The organism is Microbacterium sp. H83 (genome assembly GCF_001650405.1).
Lineage (GTDB): Bacteria > Actinomycetota > Actinomycetes > Actinomycetales > Microbacteriaceae > Microbacterium.
The window spans coordinates 1-19,371 of sequence record NZ_LWCU01000010.1 but is presented as its reverse complement, the minus strand read 5'-3'; the positions used below and the strand labels follow the sequence as shown (position 1 = coordinate 19,371).

The 19,371-nt window shown below is 69.6% G+C and carries 20 protein-coding genes; 7 read left to right on the top strand and 13 right to left on the bottom strand.

Annotation, left to right across the window (positions count from 1 at the left end; genetic code table 11):
- Positions 1-207: 207 nt before the first annotated feature.
- The gene (locus A4X16_RS05230; RefSeq protein ID WP_067117455.1) at positions 208-771 is read right to left on the bottom strand and encodes a TetR/AcrR family transcriptional regulator; all 564 of its coding nucleotides are present in this window, start codon (positions 769-771) and stop codon (positions 208-210) included.
- A 96-nt stretch (positions 772-867) separates the two neighbouring features.
- Between A4X16_RS05230 and A4X16_RS05225 the strand changes: the two genes are divergently transcribed.
- Positions 868-1,710, top strand: coding sequence for an alpha/beta fold hydrolase (locus A4X16_RS05225; protein ID WP_067117452.1), 843 nt, complete (start codon positions 868-870; stop codon positions 1,708-1,710).
- A gap of 167 nt (positions 1,711-1,877) precedes the next feature.
- Here the strand turns inward: A4X16_RS05225 and A4X16_RS05220 are convergent, their stop codons facing one another.
- The 10 genes from A4X16_RS05220 to A4X16_RS05175 form a co-directional block, all read right to left on the bottom strand.
- Positions 1,878-2,834, bottom strand: a complete 957-nt coding sequence (locus tag A4X16_RS05220; RefSeq protein WP_067117449.1) for a siderophore-interacting protein — start codon at positions 2,832-2,834, stop codon at positions 1,878-1,880.
- A complete protein-coding gene (locus A4X16_RS05215) occupies positions 2,824-3,624 on the bottom strand; it encodes an ABC transporter ATP-binding protein (protein WP_067117446.1) in 801 nt (266 codons plus the stop codon). The genes A4X16_RS05220 and A4X16_RS05215 overlap by 11 nt, the downstream gene beginning before the upstream one ends.
- A complete protein-coding gene (locus A4X16_RS05210) occupies positions 3,621-4,670 on the bottom strand; it encodes a FecCD family ABC transporter permease (protein ID WP_067117640.1) in 1,050 nt (349 codons plus the stop codon). Before A4X16_RS05210 ends, A4X16_RS05215 begins: the two co-directional genes overlap by 4 nt.
- Before the next feature lie 29 nt (positions 4,671-4,699).
- The gene (locus A4X16_RS05205) at positions 4,700-5,743 is read right to left on the bottom strand and encodes a FecCD family ABC transporter permease (RefSeq protein ID WP_067117443.1); all 1,044 of its coding nucleotides are present in this window, start codon (positions 5,741-5,743) and stop codon (positions 4,700-4,702) included.
- 34 nt (positions 5,744-5,777) lie between these two features.
- Positions 5,778-6,812 (bottom strand): iron-siderophore ABC transporter substrate-binding protein, encoded by a 1,035-nt coding sequence (locus A4X16_RS05200; RefSeq protein ID WP_067117440.1) that lies wholly within the window; start codon positions 6,810-6,812, stop codon positions 5,778-5,780.
- 386 nt (positions 6,813-7,198) lie between these two features.
- On the bottom strand, positions 7,199-7,402 hold the full coding sequence (locus A4X16_RS05195; protein WP_067117437.1) for a cold-shock protein: 204 nt from the start codon (positions 7,400-7,402) through the stop codon (positions 7,199-7,201).
- 74 nt (positions 7,403-7,476) lie between these two features.
- Positions 7,477-8,406 (bottom strand): ATP-binding protein, encoded by a 930-nt coding sequence (locus A4X16_RS05190; RefSeq protein ID WP_067117434.1) that lies wholly within the window; start codon positions 8,404-8,406, stop codon positions 7,477-7,479.
- 65 nt (positions 8,407-8,471) lie between these two features.
- Positions 8,472-8,717 carry a hypothetical protein gene (locus A4X16_RS18035; protein WP_067117431.1) on the bottom strand — a complete coding sequence of 82 codons (246 nt, stop codon included), beginning with the start codon at positions 8,715-8,717 and terminating at the stop codon, positions 8,472-8,474.
- Positions 8,718-8,897: 180 nt separating this feature from the next.
- Positions 8,898-9,353: an SRPBCC family protein gene (locus A4X16_RS05180; RefSeq protein ID WP_067117428.1), complete on the bottom strand. Its 456-nt coding sequence runs from the start codon at positions 9,351-9,353 to the stop codon at positions 8,898-8,900.
- Positions 9,354-9,466: 113 nt separating this feature from the next.
- Positions 9,467-10,417 carry a manganese catalase family protein gene (locus A4X16_RS05175; RefSeq protein ID WP_067117426.1) on the bottom strand — a complete coding sequence of 317 codons (951 nt, stop codon included), beginning with the start codon at positions 10,415-10,417 and terminating at the stop codon, positions 9,467-9,469.
- 163 nt (positions 10,418-10,580) lie between these two features.
- On the opposite strand from A4X16_RS05175, the gene A4X16_RS05170 reads away from it, so the two are divergent.
- Positions 10,581-11,615, top strand: a complete 1,035-nt coding sequence (locus tag A4X16_RS05170) for an FUSC family protein (RefSeq protein ID WP_067117637.1) — start codon at positions 10,581-10,583, stop codon at positions 11,613-11,615.
- A 115-nt stretch (positions 11,616-11,730) separates the two neighbouring features.
- Here A4X16_RS05170 and A4X16_RS05165 read toward each other — a convergent pair whose 3' ends face one another.
- Complete coding sequence (locus A4X16_RS05165) at positions 11,731-11,925, bottom strand: hypothetical protein (protein WP_067117423.1); 195 nt, start codon at positions 11,923-11,925, stop codon at positions 11,731-11,733.
- A gap of 206 nt (positions 11,926-12,131) precedes the next feature.
- Here A4X16_RS05165 and A4X16_RS05160 point away from each other — a divergent pair, with 206 nt between their 5' ends.
- The 3 genes from A4X16_RS05160 (at position 12,132) to A4X16_RS05150 (ending at position 16,361) form a co-directional block, all read left to right on the top strand.
- Entirely contained in the window at positions 12,132-12,800 is a 669-nt protein-coding gene (locus A4X16_RS05160; protein ID WP_067117420.1) for a DNA alkylation repair protein, read from the top strand.
- Positions 12,801-13,016: 216 nt separating this feature from the next.
- On the top strand, positions 13,017-13,730 hold the full coding sequence (deoD, locus tag A4X16_RS05155) for a purine-nucleoside phosphorylase (RefSeq protein WP_067117417.1): 714 nt from the start codon (positions 13,017-13,019) through the stop codon (positions 13,728-13,730).
- A 123-nt stretch (positions 13,731-13,853) separates the two neighbouring features.
- Positions 13,854-16,361 (top strand): DEAD/DEAH box helicase, encoded by a 2,508-nt coding sequence (locus A4X16_RS05150; RefSeq protein ID WP_067117414.1) that lies wholly within the window; start codon positions 13,854-13,856, stop codon positions 16,359-16,361.
- An 8-nt stretch (positions 16,362-16,369) separates the two neighbouring features.
- Here A4X16_RS05150 and A4X16_RS05145 read toward each other — a convergent pair whose 3' ends face one another.
- On the bottom strand, positions 16,370-16,972 hold the full coding sequence (locus tag A4X16_RS05145) for a M15 family metallopeptidase (RefSeq protein ID WP_157559979.1): 603 nt from the start codon (positions 16,970-16,972) through the stop codon (positions 16,370-16,372).
- A gap of 102 nt (positions 16,973-17,074) precedes the next feature.
- On the opposite strand from A4X16_RS05145, the gene A4X16_RS05140 reads away from it, so the two are divergent.
- Entirely contained in the window at positions 17,075-17,746 is a 672-nt protein-coding gene (locus A4X16_RS05140) for a response regulator transcription factor (protein ID WP_067117411.1), read from the top strand.
- Positions 17,733-18,863 (top strand): sensor histidine kinase, encoded by a 1,131-nt coding sequence (locus tag A4X16_RS05135; protein WP_442922901.1) that lies wholly within the window; start codon positions 17,733-17,735, stop codon positions 18,861-18,863. The genes A4X16_RS05140 and A4X16_RS05135 overlap by 14 nt, the downstream gene beginning before the upstream one ends.
- Positions 18,864-19,371 lie beyond the last annotated feature (508 nt).

Here is a 19,371-nt window from a genome sequence, read left to right as displayed (position 1 = left end):
CTCGCTGGGGGACGGCGTCCTCGTGATGGGCGGAGGACACCGCGTAGGGCGGATGCTCTTTCCGCATCCGTCCGCCCGACACGGAGAAGTCCGCCCGTCGCGTCGGCCCGGCGGGCGGAGCACGCGACCGGGTCCCCGGCCAGGGTGCGGGTCAGGGCGTGAGTCGGCGGTCAGGGTGCGGGTCGGCGCTCAACGACCGGTCGGCGGTCAGGCGGCGACGGCGGCGGCGATGAGGATCTCGGCCGCGCCGCGCGCCTGGACCGCGACCTTCGGGTCCGCCGAGATGGCCGCGGTGCTCTGTGCGCCCTCGGCGAGGATCGAGAGCTGGGCGGCGAGGGATGCCGGAGCACCGGCATCCGTGACGAGTCCGGCCATGTACTGCTGGAACGACGCCTTGTGGTTGCGCACGATGTCCGCGATCTCCGGGCTGGTGCCGCCGAGCTCCCCGAAGGCGTTGATGAACGCGCAGCCGCGGAAGCTGTCGGTGCAGAACCAGTCCTCGAGGTACCCGTAGACGGCGAGGAGTCGGTCGCGCGGATCATCGCCGGCATCCGCCACCGCCCCTGTCAGCCCGGACTCCCACTCCGCGTGCTTGCGAACGAGGACCGCCTCGACGATGTCGGTCTTCGACGGGAACAGCGCATAGAGCCGTCGGAGCGACACGCCGGCGGCACTGCGCAGCTCGTCCATGCCGACGGCGGCGTATCCCTTGCGGTAGTACAGCTCGTCGGCGGCGGAGAGGATGCGCTCCCGGGCGTCTTCTTCGGTCATACCCAGAAGTGTACTTGACATGAGAACGAACGTTCTCTAGATTGATCACATCGAGCGAGAACGATCGTTCTCACCCCAACCGGAAGGATCAGGATCATGGGCTACATCACCGTCGGAAACGAGAACAGCACCCCGATCGAGCTGTACTACGAGGATCAGGGGTCCGGTCAGCCGGTCGTCCTGATCCACGGCTACCCGCTCGACGGCCACAGCTGGGAACGCCAGACCCGCGAGCTCCTGGCCCAGGGCTATCGCGTCATCACGTACGACCGCCGCGGCTTCGGCGGCTCGTCCAAGGTGAACGCCGGCTACGACTACGACACCTTCGCCGCTGACCTGAACACCGTGCTCGAGACCCTCGACCTGCGTGACGTCGTGCTCGTCGGCTTCTCGATGGGCACCGGAGAGCTCGCCCGCTACGTCGCGAAGTACGGGCACGAGCGCGTCGCCAAGCTCGCCTTCCTCGCCTCGCTCGAGCCGTTCCTCGTGCAGCGCGACGACAACCCCGAGGGCGTTCCGCAGGACGTCTTCGACGGCATCGCCGCAGCCGCGAAGGGCGACCGCTTCGCCTGGTTCACCCAGTTCTACAACGACTTCTACAACCTCGACGAGAACCTCGGCTCGCGCATCAGCCAGGAAGCCGTCACCGGCAGCTGGAACGTCGCGGTCGGCAGCGCGCCCGTCGCCGCCTACGCGGTCGTCCCGGCATGGATCGAGGACTTCCGCGGCGATGTCGAGGCCGTTCGCGACGCCGGCAAGCCCACCCTGATCCTGCACGGCACGAAGGACAACATCCTCCCGATCGACGCCACTGCGCGCCGGTTCCACCAGGCCGTGCCCGCGGCCGAGTACGTCGAGGTCGAGGGCGCGCCTCACGGCCTCCTCTGGACGCACGCGGACGAGGTCAACGCCGCCCTGAAGGACTTCCTCGCGAAGTAGGCCCGCGACGCGGTCTCGCGTTCTGACGGAGATCTCCCACGATGAAGGACCGGATGCTGCATCCGGTCCTTCATCGCGTGAGAACTCCTTCGCCGGATGCCGAGAGGGTGTGCCAGATGCCGGGGAGGGTGGGCCGGATGCCGGGAGGGTGAGCCGGATGCCGGGGCTCAGCCGCGCATCGCGACGCCGCGGCGCCAGTAGCCCATGAAGGCGACCTGCCCGCGGTCGATGCCGAGATCCTTCACGAGATGGCGGCGGAGGGTCGTGACGACGCCGCTCTCGCCGGCGATCCAGAAGTAGCGCTCGGTCGGAGCATCCGCCCGCGCGATCTCCTCGCCGAGCCCCGAGTAGTCCGGCGTCTCCCAGAGCAGGTCCTCGGTCTCGATGTCCGCGACCTCGACGTCGTCCGTCGCGTCGGCGTCGCCGAGGTGGGCGAGCACGGCGGGGATGAGACGCAGGCCATGCAGCTGCTCGTCGGAGCGCGGCAGCCACTGCACCTCGACGCCAGCGGGGGCGTCGATCGTCAGCACGTCGTCGGCGGAGGGCACCTCGATGAAGGCGACGCCGCGGAGGTCGCGCGGAGCGTCCTCGAGGATGCGGGCGATCGCGGGAGCGGCGGTCTCGTCGCCGGCGAGCACCACCGACGACGCGGTGCCCGGTTCGTACTCCGCGCCGCCGTGCCCGACGGCGCCGCGACGCGGGCCGATCACGAACAGCTCCTGGCCGACCGCCGCGGCGTCGGCCCACCGCGACGCCGGCCCGCTGAGTCCCGGCGCGAGATGCAGCACGAAGTCGACGTCGACCTCGGTCCCGGATGCCGGGTCGACGCGCAGCTCGCGCACGGAGTACGTGCGCATCGAGCCGCGCTCGGCCTCGGGGACAGCGAGGTACGACCCCCACCAGTCATCGGTGTCGCGGTCGAGATCGGGGAGGATGCCGGATGCCGGCGGGAAGATCAGCTTGATCCGCGCGTCGAACACGTTGCCGGGCGTCGCGAACTCGTCGAGCTCCGCGCCGCCGAAGGTGACCCGCACGAAGTTCGGCGAGACGCGCTCGACGGCGCGCACCTCGGCACGGGCCAGCACGTAGGTGGGGCGGTCGGTGGTGCTGGTCTCAGCGGACATGATGCCTTCCGATCGGGGTGACCATCGGCTTGCCCGAGACCGGGTCGGTCGTGATCTGGTTCGCGAGGCCGAAGACCTCTTCGACGTGCTGGGCGGTCACGACGTCCTGCGGGCTCCCCGTGACGTGCACGCGGCCCTCCTTCATCGCGACGAGCTCGTCCGAGTAGCGGACGGCGAGATTGAGGTCGTGCAGCACCATGACGATCGTCGTGCCGCGCGAGACGCTGAGGTCGGTGAGCAGATCGAGGACCTCGACCTGGTGTGCGACATCGAGGAAGGTCGTCGGCTCGTCGAGCAGCAGGATGTCGGTCTCCTGCGCGAGGGCCATGGCGATCCACACGCGCTGACGCTGGCCGCCCGAGAGCTCGTCGACGCTGCGGTCGGCGAGATCGGAGATACCGGTGGCGGCGAGCGCGTCGGCCACCACCTCGTAGTCGTGCGTGCTCCAGCGCGCGAGCATCTTCTGGTGCGGGTGCCGGCCACGACCCACGAGGTCGGCGACGGCGATGCCCTCGGGCGCGACCGGCGACTGGGGCAGCAGTCCCAGGATGCGGGCGACCTCCTTGGTCGGGCGCGAATGCACCGACTTGCCGTCGAGCACCACCTGGCCGTCCGTGGGCGAGAGCAGGCGCGCGAGCGAGCGCAGGAGAGTCGACTTCCCGCATCCGTTCGCCCCCACGATCGTCGTGATCTTGCCCGGTGCGATCTGCAGATCGAGGTTCTCGATGATCGTGCGGTCGCCGTAGGCGAGGGTGACCGACTCAGCGGTCAGGGTGTGCGCCTCGGTCACAGGGAGCCTCCCGAGCGGTTGGTGCGGACGAGCAGGTAGATGAGGTACGGGGCGCCGATGACGCCGGTGATGACGCCGACCGGATAGCGCGCGCCGAGCGCGAACTGGCCGATCAGGTCGCCGGCCAGCACGAGCACAGCGCCCACGAAGGCGCTCGGCAGGAGCAGGTTCGCTCCGGGGCCGGTGATGCGGCCCGCGATGGGACCGGCCATGAAGGCGACGAAGGCGATCGGACCGGTCGCGGCAGTGGCGAAGGCGAGCAGCGCCACCGCTCCGAGGATGAACAGCAGGCGGGTCGCGGTGACGCGCACGCCGAGCCCGGATGCCGAGTCGTCGCCGAGCTGCAGGGCACCGAGCCCTCGCCCCTGCGACAGCATGAGCGGGACGATGATCGCGACGGCGATCAGGAGCGGGGCGACGCGGTCCCATGACGCGTTGTTGAGGCTTCCGGTGAGCCACTGCATCGCGGTCTGGATGTCCCAGCTCGCCGCCCGCGACAGCGTGTACGAGATGACGCTCTGCAGCATCGCGGCGATGCCGATGCCGATGAGGATCAGCCGGGTGCCGGCGAAGCCGCCCTTGATCGACAGCAGATAGATGACCCCGGCCGTGAGCAGGGCGCCGCAGAGCGCGAGGAGCGAGACGACCGGGCCGTTCAGCGACAGCACGATGATCCCGAGGACGGCCGCGGCACCCGCGCCGTCGGAGATGCCGATGATATCCGGCGACGCGAGCGGGTTGCGCAGCAGCGTCTGGAAGCAGACGCCCGCGATGCCGAACGACAGGCCGGCGAGGATCGCGAGCACGGCGCGCGGCAGCCGCAGCTCGCCGACGGTGAACGACGCCCCGGGAACTGTCTGGCCGAGCATGACCCGGACCACCTCGTCGAGCGGGTAGAAGGTGTTGCCGATCATCAGCGACACGGTGAACAGCGCGACCACGAGGGCGGCGAGCACGATCGTCGCCACCGCGTGACGACGATGACGCGCGCGTCGGCCCGCGATGATCGACGCGATCTGGTCGCTCCCGGGTGCGGGCGGGGTCATCTGCGAACGGGCGAGGCGGTTCATGATGCTCACAGTTCACGCACCTTCGTGCGGCGGACGATCCAGATGAAGAACGGGGCGCCGATGATCGCGGTGATGATGCCGACCTGGATCTCCTCCGACGACGGCGCGATGACGCGGCCGATGATGTCGCTCGCGAGCAGCAGAGCGGATCCCGCCAGCGCAGAGAACGGCAGGAGCCAGCGGTGGTCGGTGCCGACCAGCATCCGGCAGACGTGGGGGATGACGAGGCCGACGAATCCGATCGGACCCGCGATCGCCGTCGCCGCACCGGCGAGGATCACGGCGCCGAGCGCCGACACGAGCCGGGTGCGGAAGACGCGCTCGCCGAGGCCCTTGGCCATGTCGTCGCCGAGCGCGAGGGAGTTCATGCCGCGCGCGCTGGCGATGCAGATGAGGGCGCCGAGTGCGAGGACGGGCGCGGTGATCGCGATGCGCGGCCACTCCGCGCCCCCGACTCCGCCGATCTGCCAGGACTGGAACGCCTGCAGCAGGTCGACGCGGGGCAGCATCACGGCGCTGATGAGGGAGCCGAACGCCGCGGACGTCGCGGCGCCTGCCAGGGCGAGCTTGAGCGGCGTCGCTCCGCCGCGGCCGAGGGAGCCGACCGTGTACACGAAGGTCGCGGCGACGGCGGCACCGGAGATCGCGAGCGCCATCTGCGCGTACGGGTTCGTGAGTCCGAAGAAGGCGAGGCCGAACACGACCGCGAGCGACGCGCCGTTCGAGACGCCGAGGATGCCCGGATCGGCGATCGGATTGCGGGTGACCGCCTGCATGGTCGCGCCGGAGAGGGCGAGGGCTGCGCCGACGAGCAGGGCGAGGACTGTGCGCGGGAAGCGCTTGATGATCGCGGCCTGCGCCAGGGTGTCGTCGTGGCCCGCGAGGGCGGCGAAGATGTCGTCGACGCTCACGGCGCGCACGCCGAAGCAGATGGAGAGGACGCAGAGCACCAGGAGCACGACCGCTCCGGCGACGAGCCAGAGGGTGCGCGCCCACGCCGGGCGCCGCAGGTCTGCGGTGCCCGGCGTGGGGATGGTGACAGCGGTCACGGTGGAGCTCAGTGCGCGAGGGTGACGCGGAGGGTCACTGCGCGAGCGGTGCCGCCAGGAGACCCAGGTAGTCGCTGAGGCCCCACGGGATCGACAGCGGCGACGGGTTCGCGGAGGCCGCGATCGGCGTCGCGTCGGGGAGGATGGCGATGCGCCCCTCGGCGACGGCGGGGATCTTCGAGAGCAGCGGGTCGGCCTGCAGCGTGGCGATGAGCGACTCGTCGCCGTAGGTGACGAAGACGTCGACGTCGGCGAACGCGTCGGCCTGCTCGGAGCTGACGGTGAGGTAGAACTCCTCGCTGTCGGCGTTCTCCTCGACGATCGACGGGAGCGGGAGGCCCAGGTCGTCGTGCAGGTAGCCGGGGCGCGTGTCGTTGGCCGTGTAGTAGCCGACCTGGCTGAGGTCGGTGGGGTCGACGTACGCGAACAGGACCTTCTTGTCCTTGAGGATGCTGTTCTCCTCGAGCGCCGCCTCCGCGGCGGCGTGGAGATCCTCGATGAGGGCCTCGCCCTCGGCCTCGAGCCCCAGCGCCTTGGAGTTCATCTCGATCATCTCGTCGACCGGGGTGCCCCAGGCGACCTCGGGGTACGCGACGACCGGCGCGATCTTGGAGAGGGTGTCGTACTCCTCCTGCGTCAGACCGGAGTACGAGGCCAGGATGACGTCGGGGTTCGTGTCGGCGACGGCCTCGTAGTCGATGCCGTCGGACTCGTCGAACAGCACGGGCTCGTCGCCGCCGAGCTCGTCGAGCTTCTCCTCGACCCAGGGCAGGATGCCGTTGTCGTCGTCGTCGCCCCAGGTGGCCTTGCTCATGCCGACGGGGACGATGCCGAGGGCCAGCGGCACCTCGTGGTTCGACCAGGCGATCGTGGCGACGCGCTCGGGCTTCTCCTCGATCGTGGTCTCGCCGTAGACGTGCTCGATCGTGACCGGGAACGCGCTGTCGTCGGCCGGGTTCATGCCGGCGGAGTCGGAGCCGCTGTCGGCAGCCGGGGTGGCGCAGGCCGCGAGGCTGAGCGCGAGGGCGGCAGCGGTACCGGCGGCCGCGAGGAGTCGAGAGGTGCGCACAGGCATTCCCTTCGGGTTTGGGAGGAGGGGGCGGCGCTCGAGAGGCGCCAGGCTTTGGTAAGCCTGGCCTAATCTAACAGAAAGTTAGGCGAGCCTCATCTCGGGTCGTCGGCGTACCACGCGGCGCGCACGGGCGGTGCGGGGTCGATGACGCATCGCCGACGGCTCGTTCCGGTGCGCTTCCGGCCCCGCACCGGCATCCGGATGCGGTGTCGACCCCGCACCGGCGCACATGTCTCGGGATGGATGGAAAACGTCCCCCTGAGGGCACTCCCCGCCGCGTTTTCCATCCATCCCGGCACCCGGATGCGGTTCGCCGCGCCGGGGATGCAGAAAGCCGGCCGGATCCGTGAGGATCCGACCGGCTTCAGGAAGTCAGCGCGTGCTCAGAGAGCGCGGATGTTCGCCGCCTGCATGCCCTTGGGGCCACGCTCAGCGTCGAATTCGACCTTTTGGTTCTCGCGGAGCTCCCTGAAACCGGAGCCGGCGATTGCCGAGTAGTGGGCGAAGAGGTCGTCCGAGCCGTCATCAGGAGCGATGAAGCCGAAGCCCTTCTCCGCGTTGAACCATTTCACAGTGCCAGTGGCCATGTGTTTTCTACTTTCTGTTGAATGGCCGCTCTCACGGCCCGTGCCGCGACGGAGCATCCGACGCGCACACGTTTTCACGGTACCACGGCGGGTTGCGACGTGGCAGGGACCGCCTCGACATGACGACCCCGCCACGACAGCACCCGCACGCGCGTCATCGTCGAGTAGGCGTGGAAGATGCGCAGCGTCGCCTGGGCGAGCTCGCGCGACAGCATCCCCTCGACCCGCTCGATCTCACCCATCTCGAGCACGATCTCCTCCACGAAGAAGGGCACGCCCTCGGCCCGCACCTGGATGCGCTCGATCGCCGCGTCGCTGAGCGGGTGGCCCGTGATGGTCTCCGCGAGCTCGCGCACGGCACCGGCGCCGAGCCTGTCGACCTGCACCCGTTCGAGAAGCCGCGACCGCGTGGACTCCCCGATGAAGGAGCTCACGGCGTCGCCGCGCCGCACGTCGTCGCTGCGGCACGAGAGGACGATCAGGATGCGCCCCTGCGTGAGAGTCCGCATCAGGAATGCGAGGAGGGCGAGCGTGGAGTCGTCGGCCCAGTGCAGGTCTTCGACCATCAGGACCTGGGGGTTCCGCGCCGCGGCGGCCTCGATCAGTGCGGCGATCGCGTCGCGCACTCGGTCGGGGCTGGTCTGGCTGCGCTCGGTGGGGTTGAGCTCGGGCAGCAGCATCCCGAGCGCCTGTGCGCCGACGCCCAGCTCGTCGCGCACGGCATCGGCCCCGAGATGCGCGACGATCGCACGCAGGATGCCGATCACCGGCCCGAACGGCGTGCGCGATGCCCCCAGATCGAGGCACCACCCGACGTGCACGTCGGCGCGGTTCGCGACCTCGGCCCCGAACTCGCGCAGCAGACGCGACTTGCCGATGCCGGCCTCCCCCTCGACGAGCAGCGCGACCGGCGTGCCCTCCAGCGCCCGGTCGAACGACGCACGCACGGCCGCGGACTCGGCCTCACGGCCGACCATCGCGGTGCTCGACGCGGAGGGGGACATGGATTCATCGTCCCACCCCCCTCCGACATCCGGCAGGCCCGCTGCCGTCGGCGGACGGTCGGCGCTCACCGCGCGGCGGCAGGTTCTCGGGCCGGGTTCGGACGGCGGTCGACGGATGCGGATGCGGCTGCGCTCGCGGAGCGCGCGCCGTGGTGCAGCATCCGCCGGAGCAGCCGCCGCACCGGGCCCGCAGGACGCGGGACGATCTGGTCGGGATGCTCGGCCACGACCCGCCGGAGCTCGACCGCGCGCTGCAGCTGCTCCTCGTCGAATGCGGTGACCTTGTACGCGAGGTACGGGTGCTCGAACATGACATCTCCTCTGTGGGGTGATGTCCTCACGCTCCGCTCTGAGGCGACCCGCCGGCATCGGACGGATGCCCTATCTTCTGCATCCGACCGCCTCAGACGCCCAGGGCTCGCGCGCCCCGGACGCAACAAGGCCCGGAGACAGCGATGCTGTCGTCCGGGCCTCGTCACCTGGGGTCTGGGTCAGGCGTCCACGTCGCCGCGCCATGCGCCGGTCTCGGCACCGCGCTTCTCGATGAACTCCTTGAAGTTCTGCAGGTCCTTCTTCACCGCGTGCGAGCCTGCGCCCACGAGCGAGCCGACCTTCTCGAGGAGCCCCTCGGGCTCCCAGTCGATCTGCACCGTCACGCGGGTCGTGAGATCTTCGAGCTTGTGGAACGTCACGACGCCCGCGTGCTCCGTCTCGCCGCCGATGCTGTTCCAGGCCACCCGCTCGTCCGGGTGCTGCTCGGTGATCTCTGCGTCGAACTCGCGGGTCGCGCCGCCGACGTTCACCTTCCAGCGGGTGTGGGTGTCGTCGATCTGCGTGATCGACTCCACCTCGTCGAGGAACTGGGGGAAGCTCTCGAACTGCGTCCACTGGTTGTAGGCGATGTCGACGGGAACGTGGACGTCGATGGTCTCGATGATCTGCACCATGTGATGCTCCTCACTGTTCGTCGGTCATGTGTTCGTGTGGTCCATTCAGCCGCCGATACGCGGATTCGGCGACGGGGTTGACAGCGGCGGTCGCGCCGACCATCCTGCGACCCTCAGGCCATGCGGCCGAAGGTGGCGTCGATGTCCGCCATCTCCATCTCGGCGGTCGCCTCGATGAGAGCCCGCAGATCGGCATCCGCACCCGGCGAGAACTCCTCGGGACGCTCGGGCGAGATGACGTTCGGCACGCCCTCCGGCGCCTGCTCGCTCGCGTCGAGATTCGTGCCGTCGTTCGAGGGCGACATGCCCTGGAAGATCTTGCCCGCCTCGGACCGGTCGTCGAGGTCGAACGAGTACTGCTTGCTCTGCAGTCCCAGATCGAGCAGTCGCTTGACCTCGGGGAAGCTCTCGGCGTTCGTCTTCGGGATCGGCAGAGACGTGCGCCAGTTCACCCCGAGGGTCTCCAGCGCCTTGGCGTAGGCGTTCTCGTGAGCCTGGTCGCGGACGATCAGGTACGAGATCGTCGAGCGCGCGGTCTTGTTCGACGTCATCTCGTACAGCCGGCACTTCTGCAGGCGCCCGGTCGACTCGAGCATCAGGTTGTACAGCAGGTCGAGCACGAGATTGCCCGAGTTGTACACGTAGCTGCCCATCCACGGGTTGCCCGCGGCATCGACCGGCAGCGCACCCTGCGCGCCGACCAGATAGTGGTGGATGTTGCTGTGGTCGAGCGCGATCTGCAGCGGCACCGCACCGCCCGCACCGGGGGCGTCGACCGGAGCATCCTTCTTGCCCTGGTACTCGGGCGAGCCGTCGAGGAGCCGCGAGATCGTGGTGCCGATCAGCTCGACGTGACTGATCTCCTCGGTGCCGATGCCCTGGATGAGATCGCGGTACGGCTTGCCGGACGGACCCCGGAAGTTGATGCTCTGGAACAGGTACTGCATCATCGTGCGCATCTCGCCGAACTGGCCGCCGAGACCCTCCTGCAGCGCGTTCGCCGCGGCGGGATCCGGCTCGTCGACCTCGATGTCGTTGATGAGGTTCTGGAGGTGGAAGTACATGGGGGCTCCTCGCTGATCTGGGTTGGGGTGGCCCACTCTCCGCCTCAACCCCACGACCGCTTCCCCCGTGGACGAACCCGGTCGGCCCGTCTATCATGCGATCCCGCGGGGCGGCAGGCAGCCGCGGCCGCTCGTGACCGGAGGCGCGAGTAGCGTGGTCGGCATGCGCATCCCCGCCGCGATCCGCGCCTCCAAGCGCTCACCGCTGCTGCAGGTGGTGAAGTCCGCCGCGGCGACGATCGCCGCCTGGCTGCTCGCGGGCTGGGTCGTGCCGGGCCAGCTGCCGGTGTTCGCCGCCATCGCAGCGCTGCTCGTCGTGCAGCCGAGCATCAACCAGTCCCTGTCGAAGGCGCTCGAGCGCAGCATCGGCGTGATCGTCGGCGTTGTGATCGCCGTGCTGCTCGGCCTGCTGCTCGGATCGCCGAGCTGGATCGTGCTGCTCGCGATCGTCGTCGCGATGCTCGTCGCCTGGGTGTTCCGGGCGACGCCGGGCACCGGCAACCAGGTCGCGATCTCGGCGATGCTCGTGCTCGCGCTCGGCTCGACGCCCGACTACGCCCTCGCCCGCATCGTCGAGACGCTGATCGGCGTGGCCATCGGCATCGTCGTCAACGCGCTCATCGTGCCGCCCGTGCTCGTCGGTCCCGCCCGCCGCGATCTCGGACTCCTAGGGAGCGAGCTGGCCGCGAGCCTCGACCGATTGGCGGACGCTCTGCCCGAACCGCAGACGCCGGAGAAGCTGCTCGAGCTCATGGTCGAGGTACGACTGCTGCGTCCGATGCGGGATGCGGCCGAGGCGTCGATCGCGGCAGGGGAGGAGTCACTGACGCTCAACCCCCGACGATCGAACCACCGGCAGGATCTCGTGGAGATGAGGGCGCTGCTCGACAGGCTCACGCCGATCGTCACGCAGACCATCGGCATGACCAGGGCCTACTTCGACCACTACGACGACTCGATCGGACAGGAGCCCGCCGTCGCCGCGATCGCCGATCAGCTGCGCCGAGCGGGGCACGACGTGCGGCTGGCCGTGCAGATCGCCGACGTCTCCCCCGAGCCCGACGCGCTCACGTCTGCCATTCCCGCACTGACGGCACCGCTCGTGATCCGTCCGCCCTCGTCGGCGCACTGGATCCTCATCGGGTCGCTCATGGAGGACCTGCGTCGGATCAGGGGCGAGCTCGTCGACGAGGACTGAGCGCGGCGCTCCCGTTCACAACTCCGGAGATCGGGGCGCTTCTCGCCCGACGGGAGCCGATTCGGCGACTCATGGGCGCTGATGTCCGGAGTTGTGAACGGCCGCGGGCGGGAACTCAGTCCTGTTCGGGGTCGTCGGCGAGGACGTCGTCGCTCTCGTCGTCGCCCGACCCCGACGGGACGACCGTCGGCGGCTCGCCCTTGTTGTCCTCGGCGCCGAGGTTGTCGTTCTCCTCGGGGCCGGGCGACGGCTCGGTGCTGAGGTCGTTCCGGTCGGTGCTGATGTCGTCGTGTCCGCTGTCGGTGCTCATGTCCGTTCCTTCCGTCGGTTTCGACGAAACTATGCGGTCGGGGGTGCGAGCGCGTGCCCCTTGACAAGCCGCGCGGCGGTGCACGATTCAGCATGAGCGGGCGACCGCGTGCTGATTCCGGCCTGACGGCGGGGTTCTCGCCGGTCCGTGCTGAATTATGAACGGATGCTCCGGCAGAAGATCGCCCGCCGACCTACCCTTGAGCCATGTCCGATTTCACCGTTCCCGAGGCGCTGGCCGAGCTCGCCGCGCTCGAGGATCCGAAGATGCGCGCCGCGAACGAGAAGCGCGGCGACCATCACGGCATGAACCTCAGTCGACTGCGCGCCGTGGCGAAGCGCATCAAGACCGATCAGCCGCTCGCGCAGGACCTATGGGCGACGGGCGACACCTCCGCCCGCCTGCTCGCGCTTCTGGTCTGCTCGCCGCGGGCGTTCACCGCCGACGAGCTCGACGCGATGCTGCGCGAGACCGACGAGCCGAAGATCAACGACTGGTTCGTGAACTACGTCGCCAAGAAGACCCCGCTCGCCGAGGAGCTGCGGCTGCGCTGGTTCGACGATCCCGACCCGACGGTCGCCGCCGCCGCCTGGTCGCTCACGACGGTGCGGGTGCAGAAGGATGCCGAGGGCCTCGACCTCGACCATCTGCTGGACCTCATCGAGCGTGACCTGAGAGACGCCCCGAAGCGACTGCAGTGGGCGATGAACGAGACGCTCGCGAACATCGGCATCTTCCATCCGCAGCTCCGTTCCCGGGCCCTCGAGATCGGCGAACGGCTTCAGGTGCTCGCCGACTACCCCACGGCTCCCGGCTGCACGTCCCCCTTCGCCCCGGCCTGGATCGGCGAGATCGTGCGGAGACGCGAGGGCTGAGCATCCGCCCGTGCTCTCCCGCTGCCGATCGGGCTTCCGCTCCGGCGATGGGTCCGGCTGCGGCGACGACTCCGGGTCCGAAGGAGAACACCCGGAATGAAGGAGCGAATCCGGCATCCTCTCCTTCATTCCGCGAGATCTCCGTCATCTCCGGTGAGGTGCTGCAGACTCCGCGTTCCCGGAATCCGGCACAGCCCCACCTCGTACGCTGAGACCATGAGCACGCACATCGCCGCAGAGCCCGGTCAGATCGCCCCCGTCGTCCTGTTCCCCGGCGACCCGCTCCGCGCGAAGTGGATCGCCGAGACCTTCCTCGAGGACGCGGAGCTGTACTCCGAGACCCGCGGGATGCTGGGCTACACCGGCACCTGGGAGGGCCACCGCGTCTCGGTGCAGGGATCCGGCATGGGGCAGCCGTCGATGGCCATCTACGCGAACGAGCTCTTCGACGAGTACGACGTGCAGACCATCGTGCGCGTCGGGTCGTGCGGCGCCCTGACGGAGAAGCTCGCGGTGCGCGACATCGTCATCGCGAACGGCGCCTGCACGGACTCGGGGATCAACCGCACCCGGTTCCACGGTCTCGACTACGCGCCGGTCGCGGACTTCGGCCTGCTCCGTGCGGCGGTCGAGGCGAGCGAGGCCGAGCCTCTGGACGCTGCCGTGCACGTCGGTCTGCTGTTCTCGAGCGACCAGTTCTACAGCACGCGACCGGAGCTCACCGAGCCCTTCGTGAAGCACGGCGTGCTGGGCGTCGAGATGGAGGCGGCCGGCCTGTACACCCTCGCCGCGTACTACGAGCGCCGTGCTCTCGCCATCTGCACGGTGTCCGATCACATCGTCACCGGCGAGGAGACGACAGCGCAGGAGCGCGAGCAGACGTTCGGCGACATGATCCGGATCGCGCTGCGCGCCGCCACCGCCGTCTGAGCCTGTACAGGATTCAGCAGGGATCGCCGCCGAACGCCGCGAACGCCGGTCGGAGCCCTGATCCCGGGGACCCGTGCTGAATCCTGCACGGCTGCCCGCCACGCAGGGTGAAAGGATCGAGTCATGATGCTCGACCCGACGACCCTGCCTGCGGGCTCCGATGCGGATGCCGTCTACACGGCGTTCGTCGACTGGGCGGAGTCGACCGGCATCACGCTCTACCCCGCGCAGGACGAGGCGGTCATCGAGATCGTCTCGGGCAACAACCTGATCCTGTCGACACCCACCGGCACCGGCAAGTCGCTCGTGGCCGTGGGCGCGCACTACGCCGCGCTCGTCGAGGGCCGCCGCACCTACTACACAGCCCCGATCAAGGCCCTGGTGAGCGAGAAGTTCTTCGCCCTCGTCGATCTGTTCGGCGCCTCGAACGTCGGAATGATCACGGGTGACTCATCGGTGAACCCCGACGCGCCGATCATCTGCTGCACCGCCGAGATCCTCGCGAACCTCGCGCTGCGCCAGGGGTCGGATGCCGATGTGGGCCAGGTCGTCATGGACGAGTTCCACTTCTACGCCGACCCCGACCGCGGCTGGGCCTGGCAGGTGCCGCTGCTCGAGCTGCCGCAGGCGCAGTTCATCCTCATGTCTGCCACGCTCGGCGACGTGACTCGGCTCGCGTCGGATCTCACCCGCCGGACCGGCCGCGACACGGCATCCGTCACGGGCATCGAGCGACCGGTGCCGCTGCACTACTTCTACGAGACGACGCCGATCCACGAGACCATCGACGACCTGCTCGGCACCGGCCAGGCCCCGATCTACATCGTGCACTTCTCGCAGGCAGCCGCGATGGAGCGGGCGCAGGCGCTGTCGAGCACCAAGGTCGCCACGCGCGAGCAGCGCGACGAGATCGCCGCTCTCATCGGCGGATTCCGCTTCACGACGGCGTTCGGCAAGACCCTGTCGCGGTTCCTCCGGGCGGGCATCGGGGTTCATCATGCCGGGATGCTGCCGAAGTACCGCCGCCTCGTCGAGCAGCTCGCCCAGCGCGGACTGCTGCGCGTCATCTGCGGCACCGACACGCTCGGCGTCGGCATCAACGTGCCGATCCGCACGGTGCTGCTCACGGCGCTCACCAAGTTCGACGGCCAGCGGATGCGGCAGCTCAACGCCCGCGAGTTCCACCAGATCGCCGGACGAGCGGGCCGTGCGGGCTACGACACCGCGGGCACCGTCGTCGCGCAGGCGCCGGAGCACGAGAGCGAGAACGCCGCCGCGGTCAGGAAGGCCGGCGACGACCCGAAGAAGAAGCGCAAGATCGTGCGCAAGAAGGCCCCGGACGGCTTCGTGTCCTGGGGGGAGCCCTCGTTCCGCAAGCTCATCGATGCCGAGCCCGAGACCCTCACGTCGCACATGCAGATCACGAGCGCGATGATGCTCAACGTGATCGCGCGCGGCGGCGACGTGTTCGGCAACATGCGCTCGCTGATCTTCGACAACCACGAGCCGCGGGCGCGGCAGCGCGAGCTGGCGGTGCGGGCGATCGGCATCTACCGGACCCTCGTCGAGTCCGGGGTCGTCGAGCAGACGGATGCCGGCGAGATCCGCCTCACGGTCGACCTGCAGCCGAACTTCGCGCTCAACCAGCCGCTGTCGCCGTTCGCCCTCGCGGCGTTCGAGCTGCTCGATCCCGATTCCGCGGCGAGCGCCGGCACCGGCTCGTACGCGCTCGACATGATCTCCATCGTGGAGTCGACGCTCGACGACCCGCGCCCGGTGCTGAGCCAGCAGCAGTTCCTCGCTCGCGGCGAGGCGGTCGCCGCCATGAAGCGGGAGGGCATGGAGTACGACGAGCGGATGGAGCTGCTCGAGGACGTCACGCACCCGAAGCCCCTCGAGGAGCTGCTCGGCGCCGCGTTCGAGACCTTCAGTGCCGCACAGCCGTGGATCCGCGACTTCGAGCTGCATCCGAAATCGGTCGTGCGCGACATGTACGAGCGAGCCATGTCGTTCGGGGAATATGTCGCGTACTACAAGATCGCGCGCTCCGAGGGCGTCGTGCTGCGCTACCTCTCCGACGCCTATCGGGCGGCCTCGCAGACCATCCCCGAGGAGCTGAAGGACGAGGATCTCCGCGACCTCATCGAGTGGCTCGGCGAACTCGTGCGCCAGGTCGACTCCAGCCTGCTCGACGAGTGGACCGACCTCGTCGCCGGTGTGCTGCACGACCCGGATGAGGAGCCGATCGTCCCTCCGGCCCCGAAGCGACTGACCTCCAACATCCGGGCGTTCCGCATCCTCGTGCGCAACGAGCTGTTCCGGCGGGTGCAGCTCGCCGCGCGTGAGGACGTGGACGCTCTCGCCGAGCTCGATCCGTCGTTCGGTGCCGACGCCTGGTCGGACGCGCTCGACGGCTATTTCGCCGAGCACGACGAGATCCTCACCGGCGCCGACGCACGCAGCTCGCAGCTGCTGCTCCTCACCGAGGGGGCGACCGAGTGGACCGCGCGTCAGATCCTCGACGACCCGGCAGGCGATCACGACTGGGGCATCTCGGCGACCATCGATCTCGCGGCCTCTGACGAGGAGGGTGCGGCGGTCGTCACCGTGACCGGAGTCGACCGCCTCTGATCGGATCCTCAGCGCTGGGTGCGCGGATCCGTCGTCGGATTCTCGTACATCAGCGGGCATCCGTTGGCGACGGCAGCGGGTCGCAGCTCGAAGTGCCATCGCTCGTTGGCGTAGATCTGGCAGAGGCCGAACTCGGCGCCGCGCTGCGCCAGCCAATCCTGCGCGGCGAGCGGCCCGAGATCGACGGCGTCTCCCGAGACGTGCTCCGAGTTCTCGGGCGTCGCGACCCATCGCGCCGCCTCCTCCGCGGAGCCGTACTGCTCGACGGCCTCCTGCTGGAGCACCTGCTGATACGCCGCCGAGCGCCAGCCGCTGTTGACGTGCATCGGCACGTCGTCCTGCCGTGCCGCTTCGGCCGCGGCCCGCACCGCCGCGAGCAGCTCGGGGTCGAGGTTCGAGACCGCCGGCGTCTCGTCGTACACCGATACGGCGCCCTCCTCCGTGATGACGCCGTCGGCCGCGCTCAGCGCAGCGCGCGTGACCGGCGGCGACGCGACGGCGCTCGACTGCTGTCCCACGAACACGATCGTGCCGATGACGAGCGCCATCAGCATGATGGCAGCGACGGCCGCGACGGCGGCGGGACGGGAGAGGGCGGTGCGTGAGTTCATGCCGTCAGTCAACGGACCCGGCTGTTGCCACGGCGTATGCGCTTTCGCATACGCTCGCGATATGCGCGGGTGCGTAAGCTCTCAGCACATGGGAGCTGTCCGGTGCGCGTTCTGATCGTCGAGGACGAGCCGTACCTCGCCGAGGCCGTGCGTGACGGGCTGCGACTCGAGGCGATCGCCGCCGACATCGCCGGCGACGGCGACACCGCGCTCGAGATGCTCAGCGTCAACGCGTACGACCTGGCGGTGCTCGACCGCGACATCCCCGGGCCGTCCGGCGACGACGTCGCCCGGTGGATCGTCGCGTCGGGCACCGGCATCCCGATCCTGATGCTCACCGCCGCCGACCGCCTCGACGACAAGGCGTCCGGCTTCGAGATCGGGGCCGACGACTACCTGACCAAGCCCTTCGAGCTGCGCGAGCTGGTGCTGCGGCTGCGCGCCCTCGACCGCCGCCGGCAGCGCGCGCGACCGCCCGTGCTCGAGGTCGCCGGTCTCCGCCTGGACCCGTTCCGCCGCGAGGTCTTCCGAGACGGCAGATACGTCGCTCTGACCCGCAAACAGTTCGCGGTGCTCGAGGTGCTCGTCGACGCGGCGGGCGGGGTCGTCAGCGCCGAGGAGCTGCTCGAGCGCGCGTGGGACGAGAACGCCGATCCGTTCACGAACGCCGTGCGCATCACGGTGTCGTCGCTGCGCAAACGACTCGGGGAGCCCGGGCTGATCCTCACGGTGCCGGGTGTCGGGTATCGCATCGGGACGGATGCCGATGGCTGACCCGACGCGCATGCCGAGGCGTCGCGGGCTGAGCGCCCGGTGGAAGCTCACCCTGAGCTACGCGGCGGTCGTCGTGGTCGCGGGCGTCGGACTGCTCGTCGCGGTCGCGTTCTACCTGCTGCGGTACGTGCCCGACGTGCAGATCGCCACGCAGAGCGGCCTGTTCGTGCCCAACCGCTCCGACCTCATCCGCGCGTTCATCCCTGCGGCGGCGATCGCGATGCTCGTGCTGCTCGCGATGGGGCTGGGCGGGGGCTGGATCATCGCCGGACGGATGCTGGCGCCGCTCGACCGCATCGGTCGCGCGGCACAGCTCGCGGCCCAGGGATCGCTGTCGCACAGGGTGGCGCTGGAGGGTCCGCGCGACGAGTTCCGCGACCTCGCCGACGTGTTCGATGCGATGCTCGCCCAGCTCGAGGCGCATGTCGCCGAGCAGCAGCGGTTCGCGGCGAACGCCTCGCACGAGCTGCGGACGCCGCTGGCGATCTCGCAGACCATGCTCGAGGTCGCCCGCACCGACCCCGACCGCGACGTCGACGCGCTGATCGACCGGCTGCACGAGGTCAACGCGAGGGCGATCGAGCTGACCGAGGCGCTGCTCCTGCTCAGCCGCGCCGAGCGCCGTGCGTTCACCCGCGAGCCCCTCGACGTGTCGCTGCTGGCGGAGGAGGCGGTCGAGACGCTGCTGCCGCTCGCGGAGCGTCGGGCGGTGGTGATCGACGTCGGCGGAGACAGCGCCGCCGTGCGGGGCTCGGGGGCGCTCCTGCAGCAGCTGATCACGAATCTGGTGCACAACGCGATCGTGCACAACCGGTCGGAGGACGGCACGGTCACGGTGCGCACGCATACGCTGCCGGAGGCCGTCGCCCTCGTGGTCGAGAACACCGGCGACGTGCTGGCGCCCGATCGGGTCGCGACGCTGGTCGAACCGTTCCAGCGGGGAGCCGAGCGCACGCGCGGGGACGATCATGGCGGGGTCGGGCTCGGGCTGGCCATCGCCCAGCGCATCGCGGCGGCGCACGACGGCTCGCTGGTGCTCACCGCGCGCGAGGGCGGCGGGCTCAACGTGACGGTGTGGCTGCCGCATCCGATCGCGCACCCCGTCCCGGCTCGGTGACCCGCGGAGGTTCCGGCGAGTCTGGTGCGCGCTGCCCGGTGGCCCGGTGTCGTGGTGGGTGGTGGGTGTCGTCTGCATGCTCGATGAGCTCCTGCATGCCGAGATCGCCCCGTTCGGCATGCACACGGATTCTGGGCATGCACACGCGAGGGACGGACGGACGAACCGGTTCAGGTTAGGGTTCGGGTCCGGGGCGGCGTTCGACGAACGGCGGCATTCGAGACGCTGGAAGCAGTACTCGGCCGAGGAGCTGCGCTCGAAGATCGTGCGCGACAGGATGGCGGGGCTGCAGCTCACCTGGAAGGACAACGCGGTCATCTCCTGGGCGGGCATGCGCGGTGTCGTCACTCTTCTCGCGACCGCTCTCGCCCCCTCGCGTGTGCATGCCCAGAATCCGTGTGCATGCCGAACGGGGCGATCTCGGCATGCAGGAGCTCATCGAGCCTGCAGACGACACCCAACACCCACCACGACACCGGGCCACCGGGCAGCGCGCACCAGACTCGCC